The 20561-nt window shown below is 75.1% G+C and carries 11 protein-coding genes; 5 read left to right on the top strand and 6 right to left on the bottom strand.

All coding sequences use genetic code 11. From position 1 onward, the window contains the following. Window positions 1-8: 8 nt before the first annotated feature. The 6 genes from QPK52_RS00500 to QPK52_RS00525 all read right to left on the bottom strand — a co-directional run bounded on the left by QPK52_RS00500 (window position 9) and on the right by QPK52_RS00525 (window position 14000). Window positions 9-6383 carry an amino acid adenylation domain-containing protein gene (locus QPK52_RS00500; protein WP_410534800.1) on the bottom strand — a complete coding sequence of 2125 codons (6375 nt, stop codon included), beginning with the start codon at window positions 6381-6383 and terminating at the stop codon, window positions 9-11. Window positions 6384-6586: 203 nt separating this feature from the next. Further along, window positions 6587-8875 carry a lantibiotic dehydratase gene (locus tag QPK52_RS00505; RefSeq protein ID WP_410534802.1) on the bottom strand — a complete coding sequence of 763 codons (2289 nt, stop codon included), beginning with the start codon at window positions 8873-8875 and terminating at the stop codon, window positions 6587-6589. Window positions 8876-8885: 10 nt separating this feature from the next. Then, entirely contained in the window at window positions 8886-9146 is a 261-nt protein-coding gene (locus QPK52_RS00510; RefSeq protein ID WP_410534803.1) for an acyl carrier protein, read from the bottom strand. Continuing rightward, a complete protein-coding gene (locus QPK52_RS00515; protein WP_410534804.1) occupies window positions 9143-10099 on the bottom strand; it encodes a threonine/serine dehydratase in 957 nt (318 codons plus the stop codon). Before QPK52_RS00515 ends, QPK52_RS00510 begins: the two co-directional genes overlap by 4 nt. Further along, window positions 10096-11640: an amino acid adenylation domain-containing protein gene (locus QPK52_RS00520; RefSeq protein ID WP_410534805.1), complete on the bottom strand. Its 1545-nt coding sequence runs from the start codon at window positions 11638-11640 to the stop codon at window positions 10096-10098. The genes QPK52_RS00515 and QPK52_RS00520 overlap by 4 nt, the downstream gene beginning before the upstream one ends. Further along, the gene (locus QPK52_RS00525; RefSeq protein WP_410534806.1) at window positions 11640-14000 is read right to left on the bottom strand and encodes a lantibiotic dehydratase; all 2361 of its coding nucleotides are present in this window, start codon (window positions 13998-14000) and stop codon (window positions 11640-11642) included. Before QPK52_RS00525 ends, QPK52_RS00520 begins: the two co-directional genes overlap by 1 nt. A 210-nt stretch (window positions 14001-14210) precedes the next feature. Between QPK52_RS00525 and QPK52_RS00530 the strand changes: the two genes are divergently transcribed. From QPK52_RS00530 to QPK52_RS00550, 5 genes are all read left to right on the top strand, one after another. Then, a complete protein-coding gene (locus QPK52_RS00530) occupies window positions 14211-14411 on the top strand; it encodes an MbtH family protein (protein ID WP_093658027.1) in 201 nt (66 codons plus the stop codon). Window positions 14412-15706: 1295 nt separating this feature from the next. Then, window positions 15707-17266 carry a polysaccharide lyase family 1 protein gene (locus tag QPK52_RS00535; protein WP_410534807.1) on the top strand — a complete coding sequence of 520 codons (1560 nt, stop codon included), beginning with the start codon at window positions 15707-15709 and terminating at the stop codon, window positions 17264-17266. A 107-nt stretch (window positions 17267-17373) separates the two neighbouring features. Further along, window positions 17374-19185 carry a polysaccharide lyase family 8 super-sandwich domain-containing protein gene (locus QPK52_RS00540; protein ID WP_410534808.1) on the top strand — a complete coding sequence of 604 codons (1812 nt, stop codon included), beginning with the start codon at window positions 17374-17376 and terminating at the stop codon, window positions 19183-19185. 146 nt (window positions 19186-19331) lie between these two features. Beyond that, window positions 19332-19952 (top strand): transcriptional regulator, encoded by a 621-nt coding sequence (locus QPK52_RS00545; protein ID WP_410534809.1) that lies wholly within the window; start codon window positions 19332-19334, stop codon window positions 19950-19952. A gap of 50 nt (window positions 19953-20002) precedes the next feature. Next, window positions 20003-20548: a toxin-antitoxin system, toxin component gene (locus QPK52_RS00550; RefSeq protein WP_410534811.1), complete on the top strand. Its 546-nt coding sequence runs from the start codon at window positions 20003-20005 to the stop codon at window positions 20546-20548. The last annotated feature ends 13 nt before the right edge of the window (window positions 20549-20561 follow it).

The following is a 20561-nucleotide window of genomic DNA, read 5'->3' on the forward strand; positions in this document are numbered from 1 at the left end:
GTCCAATCTCAGTCTTGGTGTTCCACCGTCAGGGACAGGTCGATCTCGTCGTCGCTCATCGCGGAGATCAGTTCGACGAGCTGCCGCTCCACCTCGGCGGCGAGCAGCTCGACGGTGGGGTGCTCGAACAGGTCGCGGACCTGGAGGGGGCAGTCGAAGGCGGCCCGCAGGCGGGAGGCGGCGGCCACGGCGCGCAGCGAGTGCCCGCCCAGCGCGAAGAAGTCGTCGTGCACGCCGACCCGGGGCACCCCCAGCACCTCGGCCCAGATCTGCGCCGTCACCGTCTCGGTGGGGGTCCTCGGCGGTGTGAACTCGGCGGGGGCGGGGGGTTCGGGCTCGGGCAGGGCGGCGGTGTCGAGCTTTCCCTGCACGGTCAGCGGCAGCGCGTCGAGTACGGCGAAGGCGGCCGGGACCTGGTAGGCGGGCAGATGGGCGCGGCAGTGGGCGGCCAGGGACTCGGCGGTGAGGCCCCGGCCGGCGGCATAGCCCACCAGGGAGCGTTCGCCGCGCAGTTCGCGGACCACGACGGCGGCCGAGTGGACGCCGGGGTGGCGGCGCAGCACGGCCTCGGTCTCGCCCGGTTCGACGCGGAAGCCGCGGATCTTGACCTGGTCGTCGCTCCTGCCGGTGAACTCCAGGTCGCCCGAGGGCAGCCGGCGCACCATGTCGCCGGTGCGGTAGAGCCGGCCGCCGCCGGGTGCGAAGGAGTCGGGCACGAACCGCTCCGCGGTCAGCGCCGGCCGTCCCAGGTAGCCGCGCGCCAGCTCCGGCCCGCCGACCAGCAGTTCGCCGGGGACGCCGAGCGGGGCGAGGTTGCCGTGGGGGTCCACCACGTAGGCCCGGCGCGAGCCCAGCGGGCGGCCGATCGGCACCCGGCCGCCGACCGGTGCGGCGACCGGGTGGGCCGTGGCGGAGACGACCGACTCGGTGGGCCCGTAGGTGTTGACGACGGGGACGCCGGGCAGGTGGGCGAACCACCGCTCCAGCGGCCCCGAGGGCAGCTCCTCCCCCCCGGTGACCAGCAGGCGCAGGCTCGCCAGGTCGCCGGCGACCGTCTCCAGCCGGGCGACCACCTCCTCCCAGTAGGAGGGGGTGAGCTCCATGACGGTGATCCCCTCGGCGCGCACCCGCTCGGCCAGTTCCTCCACCGACCACACCTCGTCGGGGCGGACGACCACGGTCGCGCCCGCCCCGAGGGCGGGCAGGATCTGCTCCAGCGAGGCGTCGAAGGAGAAGGAGGCGAAGGTCAGCACCCGGTCCCGGGCGGTGATCGCGAACAGCTCGCGGGCGGCGGCGACGTGGGCGGCCAGGGCGTGGTGCTCCACGCCGACGGCCTTGGGCCGGCCGGTGGAACCGGAGGTGAAGATGGTGTAGGCCAGATCGTGCGGGTCAGGCGTGTGGCGGGGCGCGCCGGGGTCGGGGCGCACCTCGTCGGCCGGTACGACGGGGACCGCGAGCGCGGCGAGCGCTTCCGCGGTGGACGCGTCGCCCACCACGCACCCCACCTCGGCCTCGGCGACCATGAACCGCAGCCGCTCGGCGGGAAGGCGGGGGTCGAGCGGTACGTACACCCCGCCGGCCCGCCACACCGCCAGCATCGCGGCCACCGACCCGATCCCGCGCCGTACGCAGACCCCCACCGCGCTCCCCCGGCCCGCCCCCGCGGCGGTCAGCGCCGCCGCCAGCCCGCCGGTCAGCCCGTCGAGTTCGCCGTAGGTCACCGACCGCTGCCCGCACACCAGCGCCGGCGCGTCCGGCTCGCCCGCCACGGCCACGGCGGTGAACGCCTCGGGCCCGGGGGCGGGCCGGTCCGCCCCCGCGGTGGCGACCAGGTGCGCGCGTTCGGCGGGCGACAGCAGGTCCACCCGGTGGACGGGGACGTCCGGGTCGGCCGTGACGGCGGCCAGCACCCGTCCCACGTGCTCGGCCAGCCGGGTGGCGGTGGCGGCGTCGAAGAGGTCGGCCGCGTACTCGACGTTGAGGGCGAACCGGTCGGGATAGAGGAGGAAGGTGGTGGTCAGGTCGAACTTGGCCGACGCCCACGGCAGGTCGAAGCCGGTCGCCTCCAGCCCTTCGATGTCCGGCCCCGCCGCGGGGCTCTCCTGGACGTCGACCATCACCTGGAACAGCGGGTTGCGGGACAGGTCGCGCTCGGGCCGCAGCCGCTCCACCAGCTTCTCGAAGGGCACGTCCTGGTGGTCGAAGGCGCCCAGCACGGTCGCCCGGACCCTTCCGAGCAGTTCGGCGAAGGTGGGGGAGCCGGACAGGTCACCGCGCAGGACGACGGTGTTGACGAAGAATCCGACCAGCCGCTCCAGTTCCGTCCGGCCGCGGCCGGCGACGGGGGTGCCCACCGGCACGTCGTCCTGCCCGGACCAGCGGGCGAGTACGGTCTGCACCGCGGCCAGGAGGACCATGAAGCGCGTCGCCCCCTGCTCGCGGGCGAAGGCGTCCAGCCGGGCGGCCAGTTCGGACGGCAGTCCCACCTCGACCGCCCCGCCCCGGCCCGACCAGGCCGCGGGGCGGGGGCGGTCGGTGGGCAGCCGCAGCACCGGGAGGTCCTTCAGCTCCTCCTCCCAGTAGTCCAGCCGGCCCTCCAGCGTCCCGTCCCCGGCCCGCTCGCGCTGCCACACCGCGAAGTCGCCGTACTGCACGGGCGGTTCGGGCAGCGTCGGGGCCCGGCCCGCCAGGCGCGCCCGGTAGCAGGCCGCCAGCTCCTCGGTGAAGACGTCCTTGGACCAGCCGTCGGTGGCCACGTGGTGGAAGGCGAGGACGGCGACGTGGTCGCGCGGTCCCAGCTCCCACACCCCGGCGCGCAGCATCGGCGGGCGGTCCAGGTCGAAGCGGCGGGTGGCGAGCGCGTGGGCCTGCCCCCGCACCGCTTCCAGCCGGGCCGCCTCGTCCTCGCCGTCCGGGGCGTGCCGCCACTCCAGCGGTACGCCCACCGGGTCGCAGACCTGCTGTGCGGGGCGGCCGTCCACCTCGACCAGGGCGGTGCGCAGCACCTCGTGCCGAGCCGTCATGTCGTCCAGCGCGGCCTGCCAGGCGTCGCGGTCCAGGCCGCCGCGCAGACGCCAGGAGAACCACAGGACGTACTCGTCGCCCGCCTCGGAGGTGCGGTCCAGGAACCACAGCCGCTCCTGGGCGAAGGACATCGGCAGCGGGCCGGAGCGGTCCACGGGGGTGACCGCGGTCCCGGCGGCCCGGCGCGCGGCGGCCACGGCCGGGCCGAACTCGCGGATGCGGGGGTTCTCGAACAGGGTGCGCAGCTCGATGTCGCGGCCCAGGCGCTCGGCGACGCGGGAGACCGCCATCGTGGCGAGCAGGGAGTGCCCGCCCAGGTCGAAGAAGCCGTCGTCGATGCCGACCCGTTCGACGCCGAGGACGTCCGCCCAGACGGTCGCGATGATCCGTTCGCTCTCGTCGCGGGGCGGTGTGTGGGCGACGCGGCCGACGGCGCGGTCGGGGCGGGCGTCGGGCAGCGCGGCGCGGTCGAGCTTGCCCGAGGCGTTCACGGGGAGCGCGTCGAGGAGCACGAAGTCGGAGGGCACCGCGTAGTGCGGCAGCCGCTCGGCGCACCAGGACCGCAGCGCGGCCGGCTCGACGGTGCCGCCGGTGCCGCCGGTCACGACGTAGCCGATCAGGGTCTGGCCGGTTCCGGTGTCGGGCCGCACGGCGGCGGCGGCCACCCCGGGGCACTCGCGCAGGGCCGCCTCGACCTCGCCGAGCTCGACGCGGAAGCCGCGGATCTTGACCTGGTCGTCGCTCCTGCCGAGGAACTCCAGGTCGCCCGAGGGCAGCCACCGGACGATGTCGCCGGTGCGGTAGAGCCGGCCGCCGCCGGGTACGAAGGGATCGGGCACGAACCGCTCCGCGGTCAGCGCCGGCCGTCCCAGGTAGCCGCGCGCCAGCTCCGGCCCGCCGATGAGCAGTTCGCCGGGGGCGCCGACGTCCACGGGCCGGTCGTGCGCGTCCACCACGTACACCCGGCGCGAGCCCAGCGGGCGGCCGATCGGCACCCGGCCGCCGACCGGCCCGGTGACCTCGTACGTGGTGGAGGTGACGGTCGTCTCGGTCGGCCCGTAGGCGTTGCAGACCCGTACGTGGGGCACCGCGGCCCGCCAGGCGGCCAGCGCCTCGGCCGGTACGGACTCCCCTCCCAGGATCAGCAGCCGCAGACCGGCCAGTCTCGCGGCGGCACGGCGGTCGAGGGAGAACGCCAGCTCGGTCCAGTAGGTGGGCGGGAGGTTCACGACGGTGACGCCGTGCCGCTCGACCACCTCGGGCACCTGGGTCGGCAGCCACGGCTCGTCGGGGCGGACGATCACCTGCGCGCCGCACGTCAGCGCGGGCAGCACCTGGTCCAGGGAGGCGTCGAAGGAGAAGGAGGCGAAGGCCAGGACCCGGTCCCCGGCGGTGACGCCGTAGCGGTCGCGGGCGGCGGCGACGTGGGCGGCCAGGGCGCGGTGCTCCACGCCGACGGCCTTGGGCCGGCCGGTGGAACCGGAGGTGAAGATGACATGCGCCAGGTCGTGCGGACCGGGGGTGCGGCGGGGACCGCCGGGATCGGGGCGCACCTCGTCGGCCCGTACGGCGACCGCGTCCAGTCCGGCGGCCGTCCTCGCGGTCGCCGCGTCGGCGACGACGCACCCCACCTCGGCCTCGGCGACCATGAACCGCAGCCGCTCGGGCGGCAGATCGGGATCCAGCGGTACGTACACCCCGCCGGCCCGCCACACCGCCAGCATCGCCACCACCGACCCGATCCCGCGCCGCAGCAGGACCCCCACCGCGCTCCCCCGGCCCACCCCCGCGGCGGCCAGCGACGCCGCCAGCCCGCCGGCCAGCCCGTCGAGTTCGCCGTAGGTCACCGACCGCTGCCCGCACACCAGCGCCGGCGCGTCCGGCTCGCCCGCCACGGCCACGGCGGGCGCGGGGCCGGCCGGGCGGTCGGGGGCGGCGCTCCAGCGCGCCTCGGGCCGGACGCCCGCCGCGTGCGGCGCGGACCCGTCCGGCACGGATCCGTCCGGCAGGGGTCCGCCGTGCGGGGACTCGTCCCGCAGGGGCTCCAGGCGCCGGGCGAGTTCCGCCACCGGGGTCCGCGGGTCGTCCAGGACCGCGCGCAGCAGCCCGGTGTAGGCGGAGGCGAACCGGTGCATGGTCCCGGCGTCGAACAGGGCGGTGGCGTACTGCAGCCGGGCTGCGATGCCGCCGTCCGCGCGCAGACTGAGGTCGAGGAAGACGTCCATCGTGGTGCCGGTGAGCGGCGGCGCCACCAGCTCCGCCTCCAGTCCCGGCAGGATGACGGGCCGCTGGGCGGTGTTGAGCAGGGTGAACGACGCCTGGGCCAGCGGGTGGCGGGACAGGTCGCGTTCGCCGCCCACCGCGCGCACCACGTGGTCGAAGGGCGCGTCGGCGTGCGAGAGGTCCTTCAGGACGCCGGTGCGGACCCTCTCCAGGAGGGCGCCGAAGGCGGGCTCGCCGGACAGGTCGGTGCGCAGGACGACGGTGTTGACGAACGGGCCGATCAGCTCGGCCGTTCCAGCGTGGCCGCGGTCGGCCATCGTGGTGCACACCGCGATGTCGGTACGGCCCGTGCAGCGGGCCAGCAGTGCCTGGTAGACGGCGAGCAGCAGCATGTAGCGGGTCGCGCGGTGCTCGCGGGCGACCCTGTCGACGTCGGCCACCAGGCCGGCGGGCAGGGTGAAGCGGACGACGTCGCCGGAGCCGTCCCAGAACCGGGGGCGCGGCCGGTCGGTCGGCAGGTCCAGGGGGGCGGTGCCGCGCAGCCGGTCGCGCCAGTAGCCGAGCAGGCGTTCCATGCGCGGGCCGCTCAGCCGCTCGGCCTGGGCACGGGCGAAGTCGGCGTACCGCAGGGCCGGCGGGGCCACGGCCTCGCCCCGGTAGCCCGCGGCCAGCTCGCGCAGCAGCACGTCCCATGACCAGCCGTCGACGGCGATGTGGTGCACCACCAGGAGCAGCAGGTGGTCGTCGGGCGCCAGACGGGCGAGGACCGCGCGCAGCGGGTGCTGCGTCGCCAGGTCCAGCGGACGGCCCAGCTCGCGGGCGAACAGCTCCTCGGCGCTGCCGGCCTCGGTCCGCTCCAGCACCGCGCCGCCCGGGCCGTCCACCCGGGGGACGGGCTCGCCGTCGACGGCGGTGAACCGGGTGCGCAGCACCTCGTGCCGGTCCACGACGCCCGTCAGCGCCCTCTCCAGCGCCGGCACGTCGAGCGGACCGCGGATGCGCAGCGCCAGGGGGAGCAGGGAGTCGGAGGAGTCTTCGGCGAGCTGGTCCAGGAACCACAGCCGCCGCTGAGCGAAGGATGCCGTGCGGTCGTCGTCACCGTGCCTCGCCCCGTGGGGGGCGGCTCCTGTTGTCACTGTGGCCTCCATGCGGTGTTTTCCCGAAGACTGCCGCCGCCGGGAGGCCTGCCGACAGGGAAGAAGGCGCAGCCCCGTGCGCAGTGCGGCCTGCGCGTCCGTCCCTTCGCGCGGACACGGGCGCGCGGCGGCCCCTCCGGGTGAAGCCGGAGGAACCGCCGCGCGCCCGGGGGCTCGGAGCCGGGGGCGGGCCGGGGCCGGTGCTACACCTCCCCCGTGTCGGCCACGGCGACGAAGCGCAGTTCGGAGGTGTAGGAGCGGCCCTCGTCGTCGGTCAGCCAGGTCTGCTCGGGGGTGGGCAGCATCTCGGTGACGGCGACCTGCCCGTCCGGGTCCCTGCGGGCCAGCCGGCGCAGCGCCTTGGCCAGGACGGTCACGTAGACCGGGCTGTCGAAGTCGACGTAGAACGGGCGGGGTTCGGCCGGGGAGGCGACGAACACGAAGCGCGGCAGACCGGTCTCCTCCCGCCACTGGCGGGCCCGCACGAATCTGCGCGCCTCGTCCTTCTCGGCGGCGAAGTCCGTCGAGCCCGCGGGGATCCGCCAGGTCTCCCGGGCCACCACGAGCCGGTCGACCGTGATCCGCGGCGAGTGGGCGGCCTCGGGCAGGACCTGGAACAGATCCATCGCCAGGGTGGTCAGGACGTGCGAGAACACGTCCACGGCCGCGAACTCGGCGCCGTCGGGCAGGACGACCGCCAGTTCCCCGTCCTCCCGCTCGCGCACCATGACGTCCGCGCTGTTCACGGTGCGCGGCCGAGCGGGGTCGGCGGTGAAGTCGAGCAGGGCCACCTGGTGGTCCCGCGGCCGGACCAGGGCGTGCCGGATGCGGGCCGACAGGCGGGAGCGGTGTTCCTTGGGCAGCAGCGGCATCAGGCGCGGACCGGGGTGGTCGCGGTCGGTGAGCGCGGTCAGTTCGCCGGGGTCGGGGTGCTGGTGGACGAAGAGCGATGCGCCCAGGGTGTTGGCCGCCAGGTGCAGCTCCCCCAGGACGAGTTCGAAGTCGCCGCGTGCGACGGCCTCCGCCCCCTCGGCGGCGATCATGATGTCGGGGCTGATGTAGCGGGCCGCCGTCCAGCCGCCGCCCGGCCCGCCGAACCGCTCGCGCACCGGTCCCGCGACGTCCTCCAGCGGCAGCCGCACCCGGCGGGCTCCCGGCGGGGGCGCCAGGATCCCCTCCCAGCGGTCCTGGAAGTCGCGCTGGAGCCCGGGCGCCGCCGTACGGGCGTCACCGTGCAGGACGGGCATGCAGGCGAACCAGAACGCGGCCAGGTCGACCGGCCCGCGCGCGGCCAGGCCGCGGTAGACCTCCTTCGCCCGGTCCATCACCGCCTCGGCCAGCCGGGCGGTGAGCCAGCCCGCGCTGGTCAGCAGCGGCTCCAGCGGAGCGAGGGCGTCGCGCACGGCGGGGCCGAGGCGTGCGGTGGCGGCGCGCCGGCAGTCGGAGTAGACCAGGGCGCGGCACGGTGCCGTCCCGGCCGACTTCTCCCGCACGGCGGCGGTCTCGGTCAGTGCGGTGAACTCCTCCTCCAGCTCGGTCAGGGCGGTCACCAGCGCGTCCGCGCCCCTCGCGTCCCGTACCCGGGCGCGTCGCCGCTCCAGGGCCTCCAGCGCGTCCAGCCCGCGCCTTCGCGCCCGCGTGTCCCCCACCCGTTCCAGCCAGGCCCGCAGGGAGTGTTCGGGGTGGGTGCCGGCGGGCACCTCCAGGCGCCACACCGCCCAGCGCCGCGCCACCAGGTCCTCCAGAACGGCGGGCACGTCGGTGCGGGGCAGGGCGGCGGCGATCTCCCGCGCGGTCCGCACGCCGTCGCACCGCGCCAGGACGGCGGCGGTCGCCTCGCCGACGGTCTGCGGCGGCCGGCCCGGCACCGTGACCCGGGCGCCGTCCAGACGGACGAACGGGACGCGCCGGGGGGCCGTCCACTCCCGCAGCGCGGGGTCGGCGCCGATCGTCGCGGCGAGGGCGTCGACGGCCCAGCCGGCCCAGTAGACCTCGGAGTCGGCGACCAGACCGCGGCCGGCGTCCACCTCCACCCCGTCGGTGCGCGGATCCCACCGGCCCCAGCCGACGGGGCCGAAGAAGCCGATGGTGTCGTTCTTGACGCAGAAGCGCTGCCAGTAGTGCGCCACCAGCTCCTCGCGCTGGCGCGGCATGCTGGTGCGCCCGGCCGCGGTGGGCGTCCAGTTCAGGAACGGTTTGAGGCCCGAGTCGAGCACCGGCCGGTTCTGCCAGGCCACGGCCTCGCGGAAGGCGGGGGTGCGGGCGATGTCCTGGAGGATGTGGGCGGTCTCCACCGCGGCGTCGGCGTACAGGCGGGCGAAGTCGTCCCAGCGCTCACCGGCCGGCCGCTCGCCGGGGGCGAACTTGTCGGCGGCGGCGGCCAGTCCGGGCGGTGCCAGCCGCAGCACCCCCTCGGCGGGGAATCCCGGGCCGCGCAGCGCGAACTGCTCCCACAGCCGCCAGCGTCCGCCGGGCAGACGGGTGTCGGTCACGGTCTGCTCCTCACACCTGGACGAAGTCGGAGTCGAGGACGGAGGCGAGGTCGGCGGGCGTGGGGTAGGCGAAGACGAGCGAGACCGGTACCTCCACCCCCAGTGCCTCCTGGATCCTGCCGGTGATCTGGAAGGCGGTCAGGGAGTCGCCGCCGACCTCGTAGAAGTCGCTGTCGCGGTCGAGGCCGGCCGTGCCGAGGGTCTCCCGGTAGACGGCGACCAGCAGATCGACGGTGGCGGTGCCGGTGGCGGCGTGATCGGTGGCGGTCATGGGGTCTCCTCCAGGTGGTGTCGGGCGGTGGCGGCCCTCAGGGCCGCGGTGGTGTTGCCGCCGGAGACGACGGCGACGGTTCTGGCGACGGACCTGCCGCGCCCGCGCTCGCGCAGCGCGCCGGCCAGTGCGACGGCTCCGCTGGGCTCGGCCCTGATCCCGCAGCGGTGCAGCAGGTCCATCGCGGCCAGGACGTCGGTGTCGGACACCGTGACCATGTCGTCGACGCGGTCACGGACGATCGGATAGGGCACCGTGCCCGGCCGCTGGCAGCGCAGCCCGTCGGCGACGGTGTCGCGGGAGGGCAGGCACAGGGGGCGGCCGGCCGCCAGGGAGCGGGCGTAGCGGGGCATGCTGGCGGGTTCGACGCCGACCACCCGTACCGGGTGGTCCCGGGCGGCCAGGCAGACCCCGGCCAGCAGTCCGCCGCCGCCGGCGGGGACGTAGACGGCTCCGGCGTCGGGCGCATCGGCGAGGATCTCGGCCCCGACCGTCCCCTGGCCAGCGACGACGAGCGGATGGTCGGAGGAGGGCACGAACACCGCGCCGGTCTCCGCGGCCAGCGCGCGGGCCGCCGCGTCCCGTTCGCCGACCCCTCCCGCCACACCGATCGTGTCGGCGCCCAGGGCGCGGATCAGGGCGGCCTTGGCCTGGTTCGCGCCGGCCGCGAGCACCACGGTCAACCGGATGCCCAGCTCCGCGGCGAGCCCGGCCAGCGCGATGCCGTGGTTGCCGGAGGAACCGGTGACGATGTGGTGGGCCTTCAGCGCGAGGACGGCGTTGGCGGCCCCGCGCATCTTGAACGAGCCGCCGTGCTGGAGGTGTTCGGCCTTCAGCAGCAGCTCCGGCACCGCGGCCGGCATCCGCAGCAGCGGTGTGCGCAGGACGTGCGCGGCGATGCGGCGGGCGGCGAGGTGCAGGTCGACGGGGCCCGGTTCGACGGCGGTGGTCACAGGATGCCTCCCGTACGGGCTCCCGCGGCCGGCCCCGTGCCCGCCAGGGTGCGGCGGTCTGCCTTGCCGCCGCGGGTGGTGGGCATCTCGTCGAGCCGTACGAACCGGCGGGGCATCAGGTGCGGCGGCAGCGTGCGCCCCAGATGCACGCGCAGCGCCGCGTCGGTGACGTCCGCCAGATCGCCGGTGACGTGGGCGATGAGATGGCAGCGTCCGAGGTCGTCGGTGCCGGCGGTGACCACCGCCTGCGCCACCCGGGCGTGGGCCAGCAGGGCGCCCTCGACCTCGGCGGGGTCGACGCGGTGACCGCGGATCTTGACCTGGCGGTCGTTCCGGCCGAGGTAGCGCAGTCCGCCGGGGCCCGCCTCGGCCAGGTCTCCGGTGCGGTACAGCCGGGCGCCGGGCGGGCCGAAGGGGTCGGGGACGAAGCGTTCGGCGGTGCGGGCGGGCAGGCCGCGGTAACCGCGGGCCACTCCGGCGCCGCCGATGCACACCTCGCCCACGGCCCCCCGGGGCACCGGCTCCAGAGCGTCGTCGAGCAGCCGCACCACGACGCCGTCGATGGGCGTGCCCACGATGTCGGCGGCGGTGTCGGGCTCCGCGGGCACGACGTGGCGGGTGGAGGTCATGGTGCACTCCGTCGGGCCGTACTGGTTGACCAGGGCGCCCCGGATCAGGGCGCGCCCGCCGGCGGTGAGGAACGGCCGCAGCGACTCGCCGCTGGAGACGACCAGTTCGAGCCCGGCGAACAGCCGCCGCGCGTCGGGCCTGCCGGCCAGGAAGGTCAGGAAGGAGGGGGTCACGCTCAGCAGCGCGGTCACCGAGTGGGCCCGTACGGCGGCGCCGAACGACTCGGGCCGCAGCAGTTCCGCGCGGGGCAGCAGGACCAGCCGGCCGCCGGCCAGCAGCGGCGCGAAGGTGTCGCGGATGGAGGCGTCGTAGCCCGGCGGCGCGACCTGGAGCGCCACGGTGGCGGGCCCCAGCCCGTAGTCGCGGGCGATGAAGCGCAGGTAGGAGTCCAGGCTCCCGTGCTCGACCAGCACGGCGGCGGGCTCGCCGGTGGTTCCGGAGGTGTGGCTGACGTAGGCGAGCGCGCGGGGATCGGGCGGGACCACCCGGGCTGCGGCAGAAGCAGGGGCGGCAGGGGCAGCGACGGCCTCAGGGCGGTCCGTCAGCACCGGCCGGCCGGGCACGGGCAGGTCGAGGCGGCGGACCAGGCCGGAGGTGGTCAGCAGCAGGTCGGCGCCGCCGCTGCGGACGAGCGCGGCCAGCCGTGCGGGGGGCTGTTCGACGTCGAGGGTGAGGAAGGCCGCTCCGCAGCGTACGGCGGCGGCCACGGCCACCACGGCGTCCGCGCCGCGCGGCACGGCCACCGCGCAGACCGTCTCCGCACCGGCGCCCCGCTCCAGCAGGACGGAGGCCAGCGCGTCGATCCGCTGGACGAGTTCGGCGTAGGTCAGATCACCGCCGGGAGTGGTGAGCGCGATCCGGCGGGGGGCGCGGGCGGCGTGCTCGGCGATGTCGTCGACGAAGGTGCGCATCACGCCTCCTCCTCGCCCGCGCGGGCGGCCGCCGGGTCGGTGACCGTGCGGTCGACGGCGACGAAGCGCAGTTCGGAGGTGTAGGTGTTGCCCTCGTCGTCGGTCAGCCAGGCCTGCTCGGGGGTGGGCAGCATCTCGCTCACCCTCACCCGGGCCCCGGGATCCTTGCGGGCCAGCCGGCGCAGCGCCTTGGCCAGGATGGTCACGTAGACCGGGCTGTCGAAGTCGACGTAGAACGGGCGGGGTTCGGCCGGGGAGACCACGAACACGAAGCGCGGCAGGTCGTGTTCGCGCCGCCACTGCCTGGCCCGTACGAAGCGTCCGGCCTCGTTCTTCTCCTCGGCGAAGGCGAGAGAGGCCACCGGGAACGTCCACGTCTCGCGGGCCACGACCATCCTGTCGACGGTGATCCGCGGGGTGTGGTCCCCCTCGGGACGCAGGGTGAAGCGGTCCATCACGCGCTGGGTGAGGGTGTTGGCGAAGACGTCCAGGAGGGGGAACTCGGCGCCGTCCGGCAGTACGGCGACCAGCCGGCCGCCGCGCTCCTCGACCGCGACGTCGGCGCCGAGGACCGTGCGCGGCCGGTGCGGGTCGCCGGTCTGGTCGACCAGGGCCACGCAGTAGTCCTCGGGCCGCTCCAGGGAGGGCCTGCTGCGCGCGGACCACTTCAGCGGCAGCTCCTTGGCCAGCATCGGCAGCAGCCTCGGCCCGGGGAAGTCGCGCGTGGTCTCGGCCACCAGTTCGGCCGGGTCGGGGTGCTGGTGCACGAAGAGCGAGGCGCCCATCGTGTTGAGGGCGCAGTGCATCTCGCCCAGGACCAGCTCGAAGTCCCCGCGCTCGACCGCCTCGCGGTCCTCGGCCAGGATCAGTACGTCGGGACTGACGTAGCGGGCCAGCGACCACCCCGCGCCCGGCTCGCCGAACTCCTCGCGCACCCGTGCGGCGATGTCGTCGCCGGCCAGCCGCACCCGGCGCGCGCCCCGCGGCACGTCCAGGACGCGGGCCCACTTCGCCCGCAGCTCGGCCTGGATCGCGGCGATGTCGTCGGCCGCCTTCGGATGCGGCGAGGGCAGGCACTCCAGCCACAGCGTGCCCAGGTCCACCACTCCCCCGGTCCCGCCGTCCGCCGCCTGCGCCCTCAGCCGGTCGTACACCTCGCGGATACGGGCGCCGACGGCCTCGGCGAAGCGGTTGGTCATCCAGCGCGCCGCGGTCAGGCACAGCTCCAGCGGCGCCAGTTCCGCCAGCAGGGCCGCACCGGCGGTGGCGGTGGCCGCACGCCGGGCGTCGGAGTAGACCAGGCCCCGGCAGGGCGCGGTCCGCTCGCCCTTGGCACGCTGGGCGGCGGTGGCGGTCAGCGCGGCGAAGTCGGCCTCCAGGGCTCCGATGGCGGCGGTGAGCGCGTCGGCGTCCGTTCCAGCGGCCTGCACCGCGTCGCGTCCGCGCTCCAGCACGGCCAGCTTCTCCAGGGCCCGCTCGCGCGCCTGCCGGTCTCCGACGCGCTCGAGCACGGCGCGCAGCGCTCGCTCCGGATGGGTGCTCGATGGCACGTCCAGCCGCCAGTGCACCCACCGCTTCCCGGCGAGCAGGCGCACGGTGTCGGCCGCCTCCTGCCGGCCGATCCCCGCCTCCGCGGCGATCTCGGCGACCGTCCGCCTGCCGTCGCACAGGCCCAGTACGGTGCTCTCGGTCCCGGTGAGCCGCTGGGGCGGCCGGCCCGGCAGCCGCACGGTCCCGTCGGCGACGCGTACGAACGACACCCGGCACGGGGGTATCCACGCCATCAGGGCCGGGTCCTCCCCGAGCGACCTGGCCAGCGCGTCGACGGCCCAGCTGGCGAAGTACACCCGCGAGCCGGCCAGGAACCCCTTACCGGGGTCGACGGTGACGCCCCGTGCCGACAGGTCCCATCGGCCCCAGCCGACGGGGCCGAAGAAGCCGATGGTGTCGTTCTTGACGCAGAAGCGCTGCCAGTAGTGCGCCACCAGCTCCTCGCGCTGGCGCGGCATGCTGGTGCGCCCGGCCGCGGTGGGCGTCCAGTTCAGGAACGGCGCGATGCCGGTGCGCAGCACGGCCGGGTTCTGCCAGGCCACCGCCGCTCTGAAGCGGGGCGTGGCGGCGATCCGCTGGAGCAGCTCGGCGGTGTGCACGGCGGCGGCGGAGAAGGCCTCGGTGAAGGCCTCCCACTCCGGGCCGCCGCGGTCCTGGCCGGGGCCGAACTTGTCGGCCGCCAGGGCCAGTCCGGGCGGCGCCAGCCGCAGCACCCCCTCGGCGGGGAATCCGGGGCCGCGCAGCGCGAAGTGCTCCCACAGCCGCCATCCCCCGGCGGGGAGACGCACGTTCTCCGGGACGTCCGACATGGCGGAGCTCCTTCCAGGGGGTTCGGCGGGCTCGGGAGGGTTCGGCCCTGTCCGGCCGTCCAGCACACTGCCGGGGCACACCGCGGGGGCACCAGAGAAGAACCGGCGGCGACGCGTGCGGACACCGCCGCGCGTTCGTCCCTGTGGCGGCCCGGCGGGTCCGGGCACGCTGTGCCCGTGGACCGAGCGAGTGCGAGAGGACGTGACGCGATGAGCGACAGCCACGAGGCCGGCTACCTGGTCGTCCGCAACCACGAGGAGCAGTACTCCATCTGGCGGGCGGACCGCGAGCTGCCCGCGGGATGGTCCGCCGAGGGCACCGGCGGAACCAGGCAGCAGTGCCTGGACCACATCGACCGCGTGTGGACGGACATGCGGCCCCTGAGCCTGCGGCGGGCGGCCGGAGTCTGAGGGTCGTGCGGCGGGGCGGGGCGTGAGGCGCCCCGCCCCGCCGCACGTTTGCCGGAAGCCCGTCCGACCGGATCCGGACGACGCCCTCCACCGCGGGCGGGGTCTCCCGCGGCCGGCCCCTCGCGGTCCCGCCCCGCCCCGGCGCCCGTACGCCCCGCCGGGTGCCGGGGCGCGCGCCTCGCGCCGCACGGACTACGGTGCGCCTCGGCCCTGCCGTGCCGGCCGGGCTCCCCACCGGCACGGACCTCCCGGACGGCGGTCCCCTGCCGGACGCCTCCCCCCGAACGGGGTGTGGCTGCGCGGCACCACCATCCCTGGCCCGGAACCGGCCTCACCGGCCTCACCGGATCCCGCCGGTCCGCGCCCGGGCGATCCCGCGCCGGATGCCACGGCCCTTTGGCCGCGCTCCGCCGCTGACACGCCGTCACCACCCGCGGGTTCCGCTCCGGGACCCGCTCGCGGGACACCTCCCGTCCGGAACGAGCAGGTCAAGTCCCGCCTCCCGGAAGGGACACGCGGCAGCCGCGCGACGGCATGACGGCATGCCGCCCCCACCGCCTCGCGGTGATCCCTCACCCGTGCCGAGGCAGGCCGTCGGACCCGGTCCCCGAACCCGGCGCGCGGCCGAGTGCCGGGCCCTGCTGCCCGGAAGGCGGATGACGGCACCATGCCTGCGGGGTCCGCCGCGCACGGGGTCTCGGCCCCGGAGACCGGCAGTGGTCGCGAGCGGCAGCCGCCGTATGGGACGGAAGAGTGTATTCCGCAACCATACGGAGCCTTGCCTTTCCAACAGAGGCCACCCTATCCTCACCGACAGAAAGCGCTTTCCCCATCTGTGAGGACCATTCCGGCGGGGACGACCACCCCGACACCCGTCACGACCTCGCACATGAGCGCCTTCGATCCGGCACGGGGAATTCGCCCGGGATGTCGACGCGCCACGGAGTGAAAGGGCATACGCCTCGATGAAGACGTATCGCGCCGCCCGCCACGGCTTCGACGGCGACGGCCTCCCGTAATGGCCGACCACGCCGCCGGCTTAGGCGGCCGCACCGCCGGACGGCGAAGCGGGCGGGAGCGCGGCCGCGGCGACCCCGCGGCCACCGCCGACCGCCCCGGGGGCCTCAAGGCCGCGGCGAACGGCCGGACCGGCCCGCACCGGAAAGGAAGGGCACCCGCTTTCGGGTCGGCCGCCGGCCCGCCCGGCGGCCGACCGGCGACCTTCGGCAGTTTTATGACATGAGCACGACATTCAGTAACGGTATCGAGCACTAGAGGACGACATGGGAGGCGGAATGAGACGGACAGTCGCACCGCGGCTCTACGCGGGGCTGGCCACGATGGCACTCGCGGCCGCGACGGGCGTGGTCCTGTCGATGCCCGAGGCATCTGCGGCGCCCGGCGGCGCCACCGGCTACGCGACCCAGAACGGCGGGACCACCGGCGGCGAGGGCGGGCAGACGGTCCGGGCCACCACGGGAACCGCGATCCACCAGGCCCTGTGCAACCGGGCCAGCAGCAGCACCCCGATCACCATCCAGGTCGAGGGGACCATCAACCACGGCAACACCAGCAAGGTGTCGGGCGGCAGCTGCAACACCGCCGACGGCGTGATCGAGCTCAAGCAGATCAGCAACGTCACGATCGTCGGAGTCGGCAGTGGAGCCGTCTTCGACCAGCTGGGCATCCACATCCGCGAGGCCAGCAACATCATCATCCAGAACGTGACGGTCCGGAACGTCAGGAAGTCGGGCTCGCCCACCTCCAACGGCGGTGACGCCATCGGCATGGAGAGCGGCGTCCGCAACGTCTGGGTCGACCACGTCACCCTGGAGGCGTCGGGCGGGGAGTCGGAGGGCTTCGACGGCCTCTTCGACATGAAGGACGACACCAAGTACGTGACCCTGTCCTACAGCATCCTGCGGAACTCCGGCCGCGGCGGCCTCGTCGGGTCCAGCGAGAGCGACCTCTCCAACAGCTTCATCACCTACCACCACAACCTGTACCAGAACATCGACTCCCGCGCCCCCCTGCTGCGCGGCGGCACGGCCCACATCTACAACAACCACTACGTGGGCATCAGCAAGTCCGGCATCAACTCCCGCGCCGGAGCACGCGCCAAGGTGGACAACAACTACTTCGAGGACTCCAAGGACGTCCTGGGCACCTTCTACACCGACGCGGCCGGCTACTGGCAGGTCAGCGGCAACGTCTTCGACAACGTGACCTGGTCCAGCCGCAGCGGCGACAACAACCCGGCCGGGCCGGACCCGCAGTCCAACACCACCGTCGGCATCCCCTACCCCTACAGCCTCGACGGCGCCGACTGCGTGCCGAGCGTCGTGAGCCAGACGGCGGGGGCGGGCAAGGGCCTGAAGGTGTCCGACGGCAGCTGCTCGCCGCAGACACCTGCGCCGACCCCGACCCCGGCCGATCCCACGCCGACCCCGACCCCGACCGACCCCGCGCCGACGCCGACCCGGCCCGGCGGGACCAACCTCAGCATCGGAGCCGGCTCCGACGGCTCCGGCAAGGCCGACGGAACGAGCTACGGCAACGTGCGGGACGGTGACATGAGCACCTACTGGTCGCCGAGCGGCTCGACCGGCTCCGTCTCGATCAAGTGGGGCTCGGCCACCACGGTCTCCAAGATCAACATCCGGGAGGCGGCGGGCTCCGAGGGCAGCATCAGGTCCTGGCGGGTCGTCAACCACGACACCGGCGCCGTCCTCACCTCCGGCAGCGGGGCGGGCGTCATCACCTTCCCCCAGACCTCCCTGCGCAAGATCACCTTCGAGATCACCGGCTCGTCCGGCACGCCCAGGGTCGCCGAGTACGAGACCTACGCCGGATAACGGCACACCCCGCCGCCCGCCCGGACCGGTACCCCCGGATCCGGGCGGGCGGCCCCCGGACCGAAAACCCTTTTCCCCGCCGCACGGTGGCAGGGCATCGTGGCGGGATGGATCCCGTGGAGACCGTCCGGACCCGTCTGCTGCGGGAACTCACCGGCACCGGCGCAGGCGCCGCTCCGGAGGCGGCCGAAGCGCTCGCCGGCTCGCTCGCCCCCGACGGCACCTGGCCGGACGTCGACTACGCCCACCGCTCGGACGGCTCGGACTTCCCGCCGCTGGACCATCTGTCGCGGACCCTGGCACTGGCGCTCCCGCCCTCGCCGGAGCACCGGGCCGCCGCCCTGAACGCCCTGGAGGCGTGGTACCGGGCCGACCCCCGCAGCGGCAACTGGTGGTACAACGAGATCGGCGTGCCGTGCCTGGCCGGTGACATCCTCCTGGCGCTGGCCGACCGGCTGGACGCCCGGCAGCGCGCCCGCTGGGGGCGGTGGCTCGCCGATCGCGCGGGTCCGGTGGAGATGACCGGGCAGAACCTCGTCTGGGCCCAGGGGATCGTGCTGCGCCGCGGCCTCCTGCTCGGCGACGGCGAGCTGACCGCTTCCGCCGTCCGCCGTATGTCGGCTGTGCTGCGGACCACCGACGGCGAGGGCATCCAGGAGGACCTCAGCTTCCACCAGCACGGACCGCAGCTGTACTCCGGCGGCTACGGCGCCTCCCTGGCGGCCGACCTGTCCTTGTGGATCCACGCGGTGCGCGGCACCCCGTGGGCCTTCGGCGCGCGTGAAGTCGGCCTGTTCACCGACTTCCTCCTGGACGGCCAGCAGTGGGCGGTGCACGGGGACGGCTTCGACTTCACCACCATGGGCCGCGAGATCACCCGCGCCGAGGCGCACCGGGCGGGCGGCGCACTGCGCACCGTGATCCGCAGGCTGCAGGCCGCCGGCGCGCCCCGGCTGGAGGAGCTGGCCGCGTTCGACGCGCGTCTGGCCGCGGTGCGGGCAGGCGGCTCTCCCGCCGAAGCGGCCGGTCCGGTCGGCTGCCGCGCCTACCCCCGCTCGGACTACCTGGTGCACCGCCGGCCCGCCTGGTCGGTGTCGGTGCGCATGTCCTCCACCCGCACCGTCCCCACCGAAAGCCTCAACGGAGAGAACCTGCGGGGCCGGCACCTGGGCGACGGCGTGGCCGCGATCCGGGTCGGCGGCGGCTCCGAGGACGGTTACCGCACCGTTCTGCCCCTGTGGGACTGGGCCCGGCTCCCGGGCGTCACGGCCGAGCAGTGCCCCGATCCGGCGGCCCTCTCCCCCCGCCCCCTCGGTGAGCGTGGCGCCTCGCCGGACACCGGCGTCTGGTCGGACGGCCGGCACGGCATCGCCGTGATGCGGCTGGCGGGCACGGACCGTTTCACGGACGGCTGGAAGGCCTGGTTCTGCTTCGACGACCTCTTCGTCGCGCTCGGCACCGGCATCACCGCCCCGTCGGCGGGGCACCGGGTGCTCACCACCGTCGACCAGCGGCTCGCGGAGGGCCCGCCGGTCGTCGGCTCCCACCCGGACGGGCCCCGCTGGGTGCACCACGGCCGCATCGGCTATGTGCCGCTGTCCGGTCACGGCTCGCTGCGCGCGGGGGTGGAGCGCCGCACCGGCAGCTGGGCGGACGTCACCACGACCGGTTCCCCCGAGCGGCTGTCGGCGCGGGTGTTCCACATCGGCTTCGACCACGGGCCGCGTCCGGACGGCGCCGCCTACGCGTGTCTGGTGCTGCCCGGCGCGGACCGGGCGTCCACCGCCGAGCGGGCTCGCACCCCCGGTGTCACCGTGCTGTCGAACACCCCGGGCAGGCAGTCCGTGCGGTGCGACCGCAGCGGGATCACCCTCACCGCCCGCCGAGACGCGGACGGACCGGTGCTCTCACCGGGCTGACGGAGCGTCCGCGGGCTCGTGGCCGCGGTGGCGCGGAGCCAACGGAAGTTATCCGTCCTGCAACGGTCGTTCCACGGGATGGCCCTGCCCGCGGCACAGGCCGTAGTCTCGACCTATCATCAGGTGACGACTGTTCGGAGGGCACGGTGGCCGAGGCCTCTCACAACTCCCTGGACGAGGTCCTGGAGCGCCTGGACGCTCTGTCCGAGGACAGAGGGCTCACCCGCGACGACGTCCTGGACCTCGGTGAGCTGTCCGCCGCCACCGGCCTCGGCACGAGGGAGATCCGCACCCTGCTGAGGGGCGGAAGGGTGCGGGAGCGCAAGGTGGGGGAGATCGCCCCCCGGCGGGTGAACTTCCTGTACGAGCGGCGTCTGAGGGAGAGCGGAAGGCGACCGGCCGACATCGTCGGCGAGGTGGCGGCCGGCCTGGGGGTGACCGGTGTCTGGGCCCGCAGCCTCCTCCAGGGCGAGAAGTGCCCCAACGTGCCGCACCTCGCCGCGCTGGCCGACTACTTCGGGGTGCCGCTGACGTTCTTCACCGACTCCCCCCGCGACGCGCTGACCCGCGAACTCCGGCCGCTCGTGGGCCGGCTGGAGTCGGATCCGGCCAGGGGGGAGCCCGACCCCCTGACCGCTCTCGTCGGGGAGCACGGCACCAGGGCGATCGCCGCCCGCGGCGGCGGGCGTACCCTCACCCGTGCTCAGCGGGAGGCCATCGCCAGGTTCGTCGCCGACTTCGTCGCGGACTCGGAGCCCGGGCGATGATGAGGGAGGGCAGAGGGCACAGGGGCATCGGCAGGAGTACCCGTAAGGCCATGGACGAACTCGCCCGCCGGCTCATGGACGGCCTCAGCCGCGATCCCGGACTGGAGGTGCCGACGGACGCCGAGTCGCTGTGCCGGGCGCTGTGCCGGGAGATGAGCGTGCTCCGGGGGCGCCCTCTCGAACTGAGGGTCGAGGAACTGCCGCGCGAGGTGGGCGGCATCACCGGCCTGATGCTGTCCCTGGAGGAGCGGGACGTGATCCTCGTCGAACGCCGGGTGGAGGCCCCGCAGAAGCCGATCATCGTGGGCCACGAACTGTGGCACCTGCACCAGGGCCACAGCAGCTACCTGAGCCACGTGGAAGGCGGCGCCGCCGCCCGCATGCTGTCCCCCGCGGACCGCCTCGGTGACGGCACGGTGCTGTGCGCCGCGGCCCGCAGCCACTGCGACGCGCGGGAGGAGGGGGAGGCCGAGGCGTTCGGCGTGCGTCTGTACCGGGATTTCCGCAGGTGGCTCGTGGACGATCCGCTGGCCCCCCGTCCCGCCCGTACCGACGCGGTCGTCACCCGGCTGCGGACGACTCTCGGCCCCCGGTGAGGCGACCGGGCCC

Origin of the sequence: Streptomyces sp. KL2, assembly GCF_046529545.1 — a bacterium.
GTDB lineage: Bacteria > Actinomycetota > Actinomycetes > Streptomycetales > Streptomycetaceae > Streptomyces > Streptomyces radiopugnans.

What these genes read in the sequence shown, in the direction of transcription:
- QPK52_RS00510 (WP_410534803.1), bottom strand. Translation starts at nt 9,146, where the DNA reads ATGACCGCCACCGATCACGCCGCCACCGGCACCGCCACCGTCGATCTG.
- QPK52_RS00520 (WP_410534805.1), bottom strand. Translation starts at nt 11,640, where the DNA reads ATGCGCACCTTCGTCGACGACATCGCCGAGCACGCCGCCCGCGCCCCC.
- QPK52_RS00525 (WP_410534806.1), bottom strand. Translation starts at nt 14,000, where the DNA reads ATGTCGGACGTCCCGGAGAACGTGCGTCTCCCCGCCGGGGGATGGCGG.
- QPK52_RS00530 (WP_093658027.1), top strand. Translation starts at nt 14,211, where the DNA reads ATGAGCGACAGCCACGAGGCCGGCTACCTGGTCGTCCGCAACCACGAG.
- QPK52_RS00535 (WP_410534807.1), top strand. Translation starts at nt 15,707, where the DNA reads ATGAGACGGACAGTCGCACCGCGGCTCTACGCGGGGCTGGCCACGATG.
- QPK52_RS00540 (WP_410534808.1), top strand. Translation starts at nt 17,374, where the DNA reads ATGGATCCCGTGGAGACCGTCCGGACCCGTCTGCTGCGGGAACTCACC.
- QPK52_RS00550 (WP_410534811.1), top strand. Translation starts at nt 20,003, where the DNA reads ATGGACGAACTCGCCCGCCGGCTCATGGACGGCCTCAGCCGCGATCCC.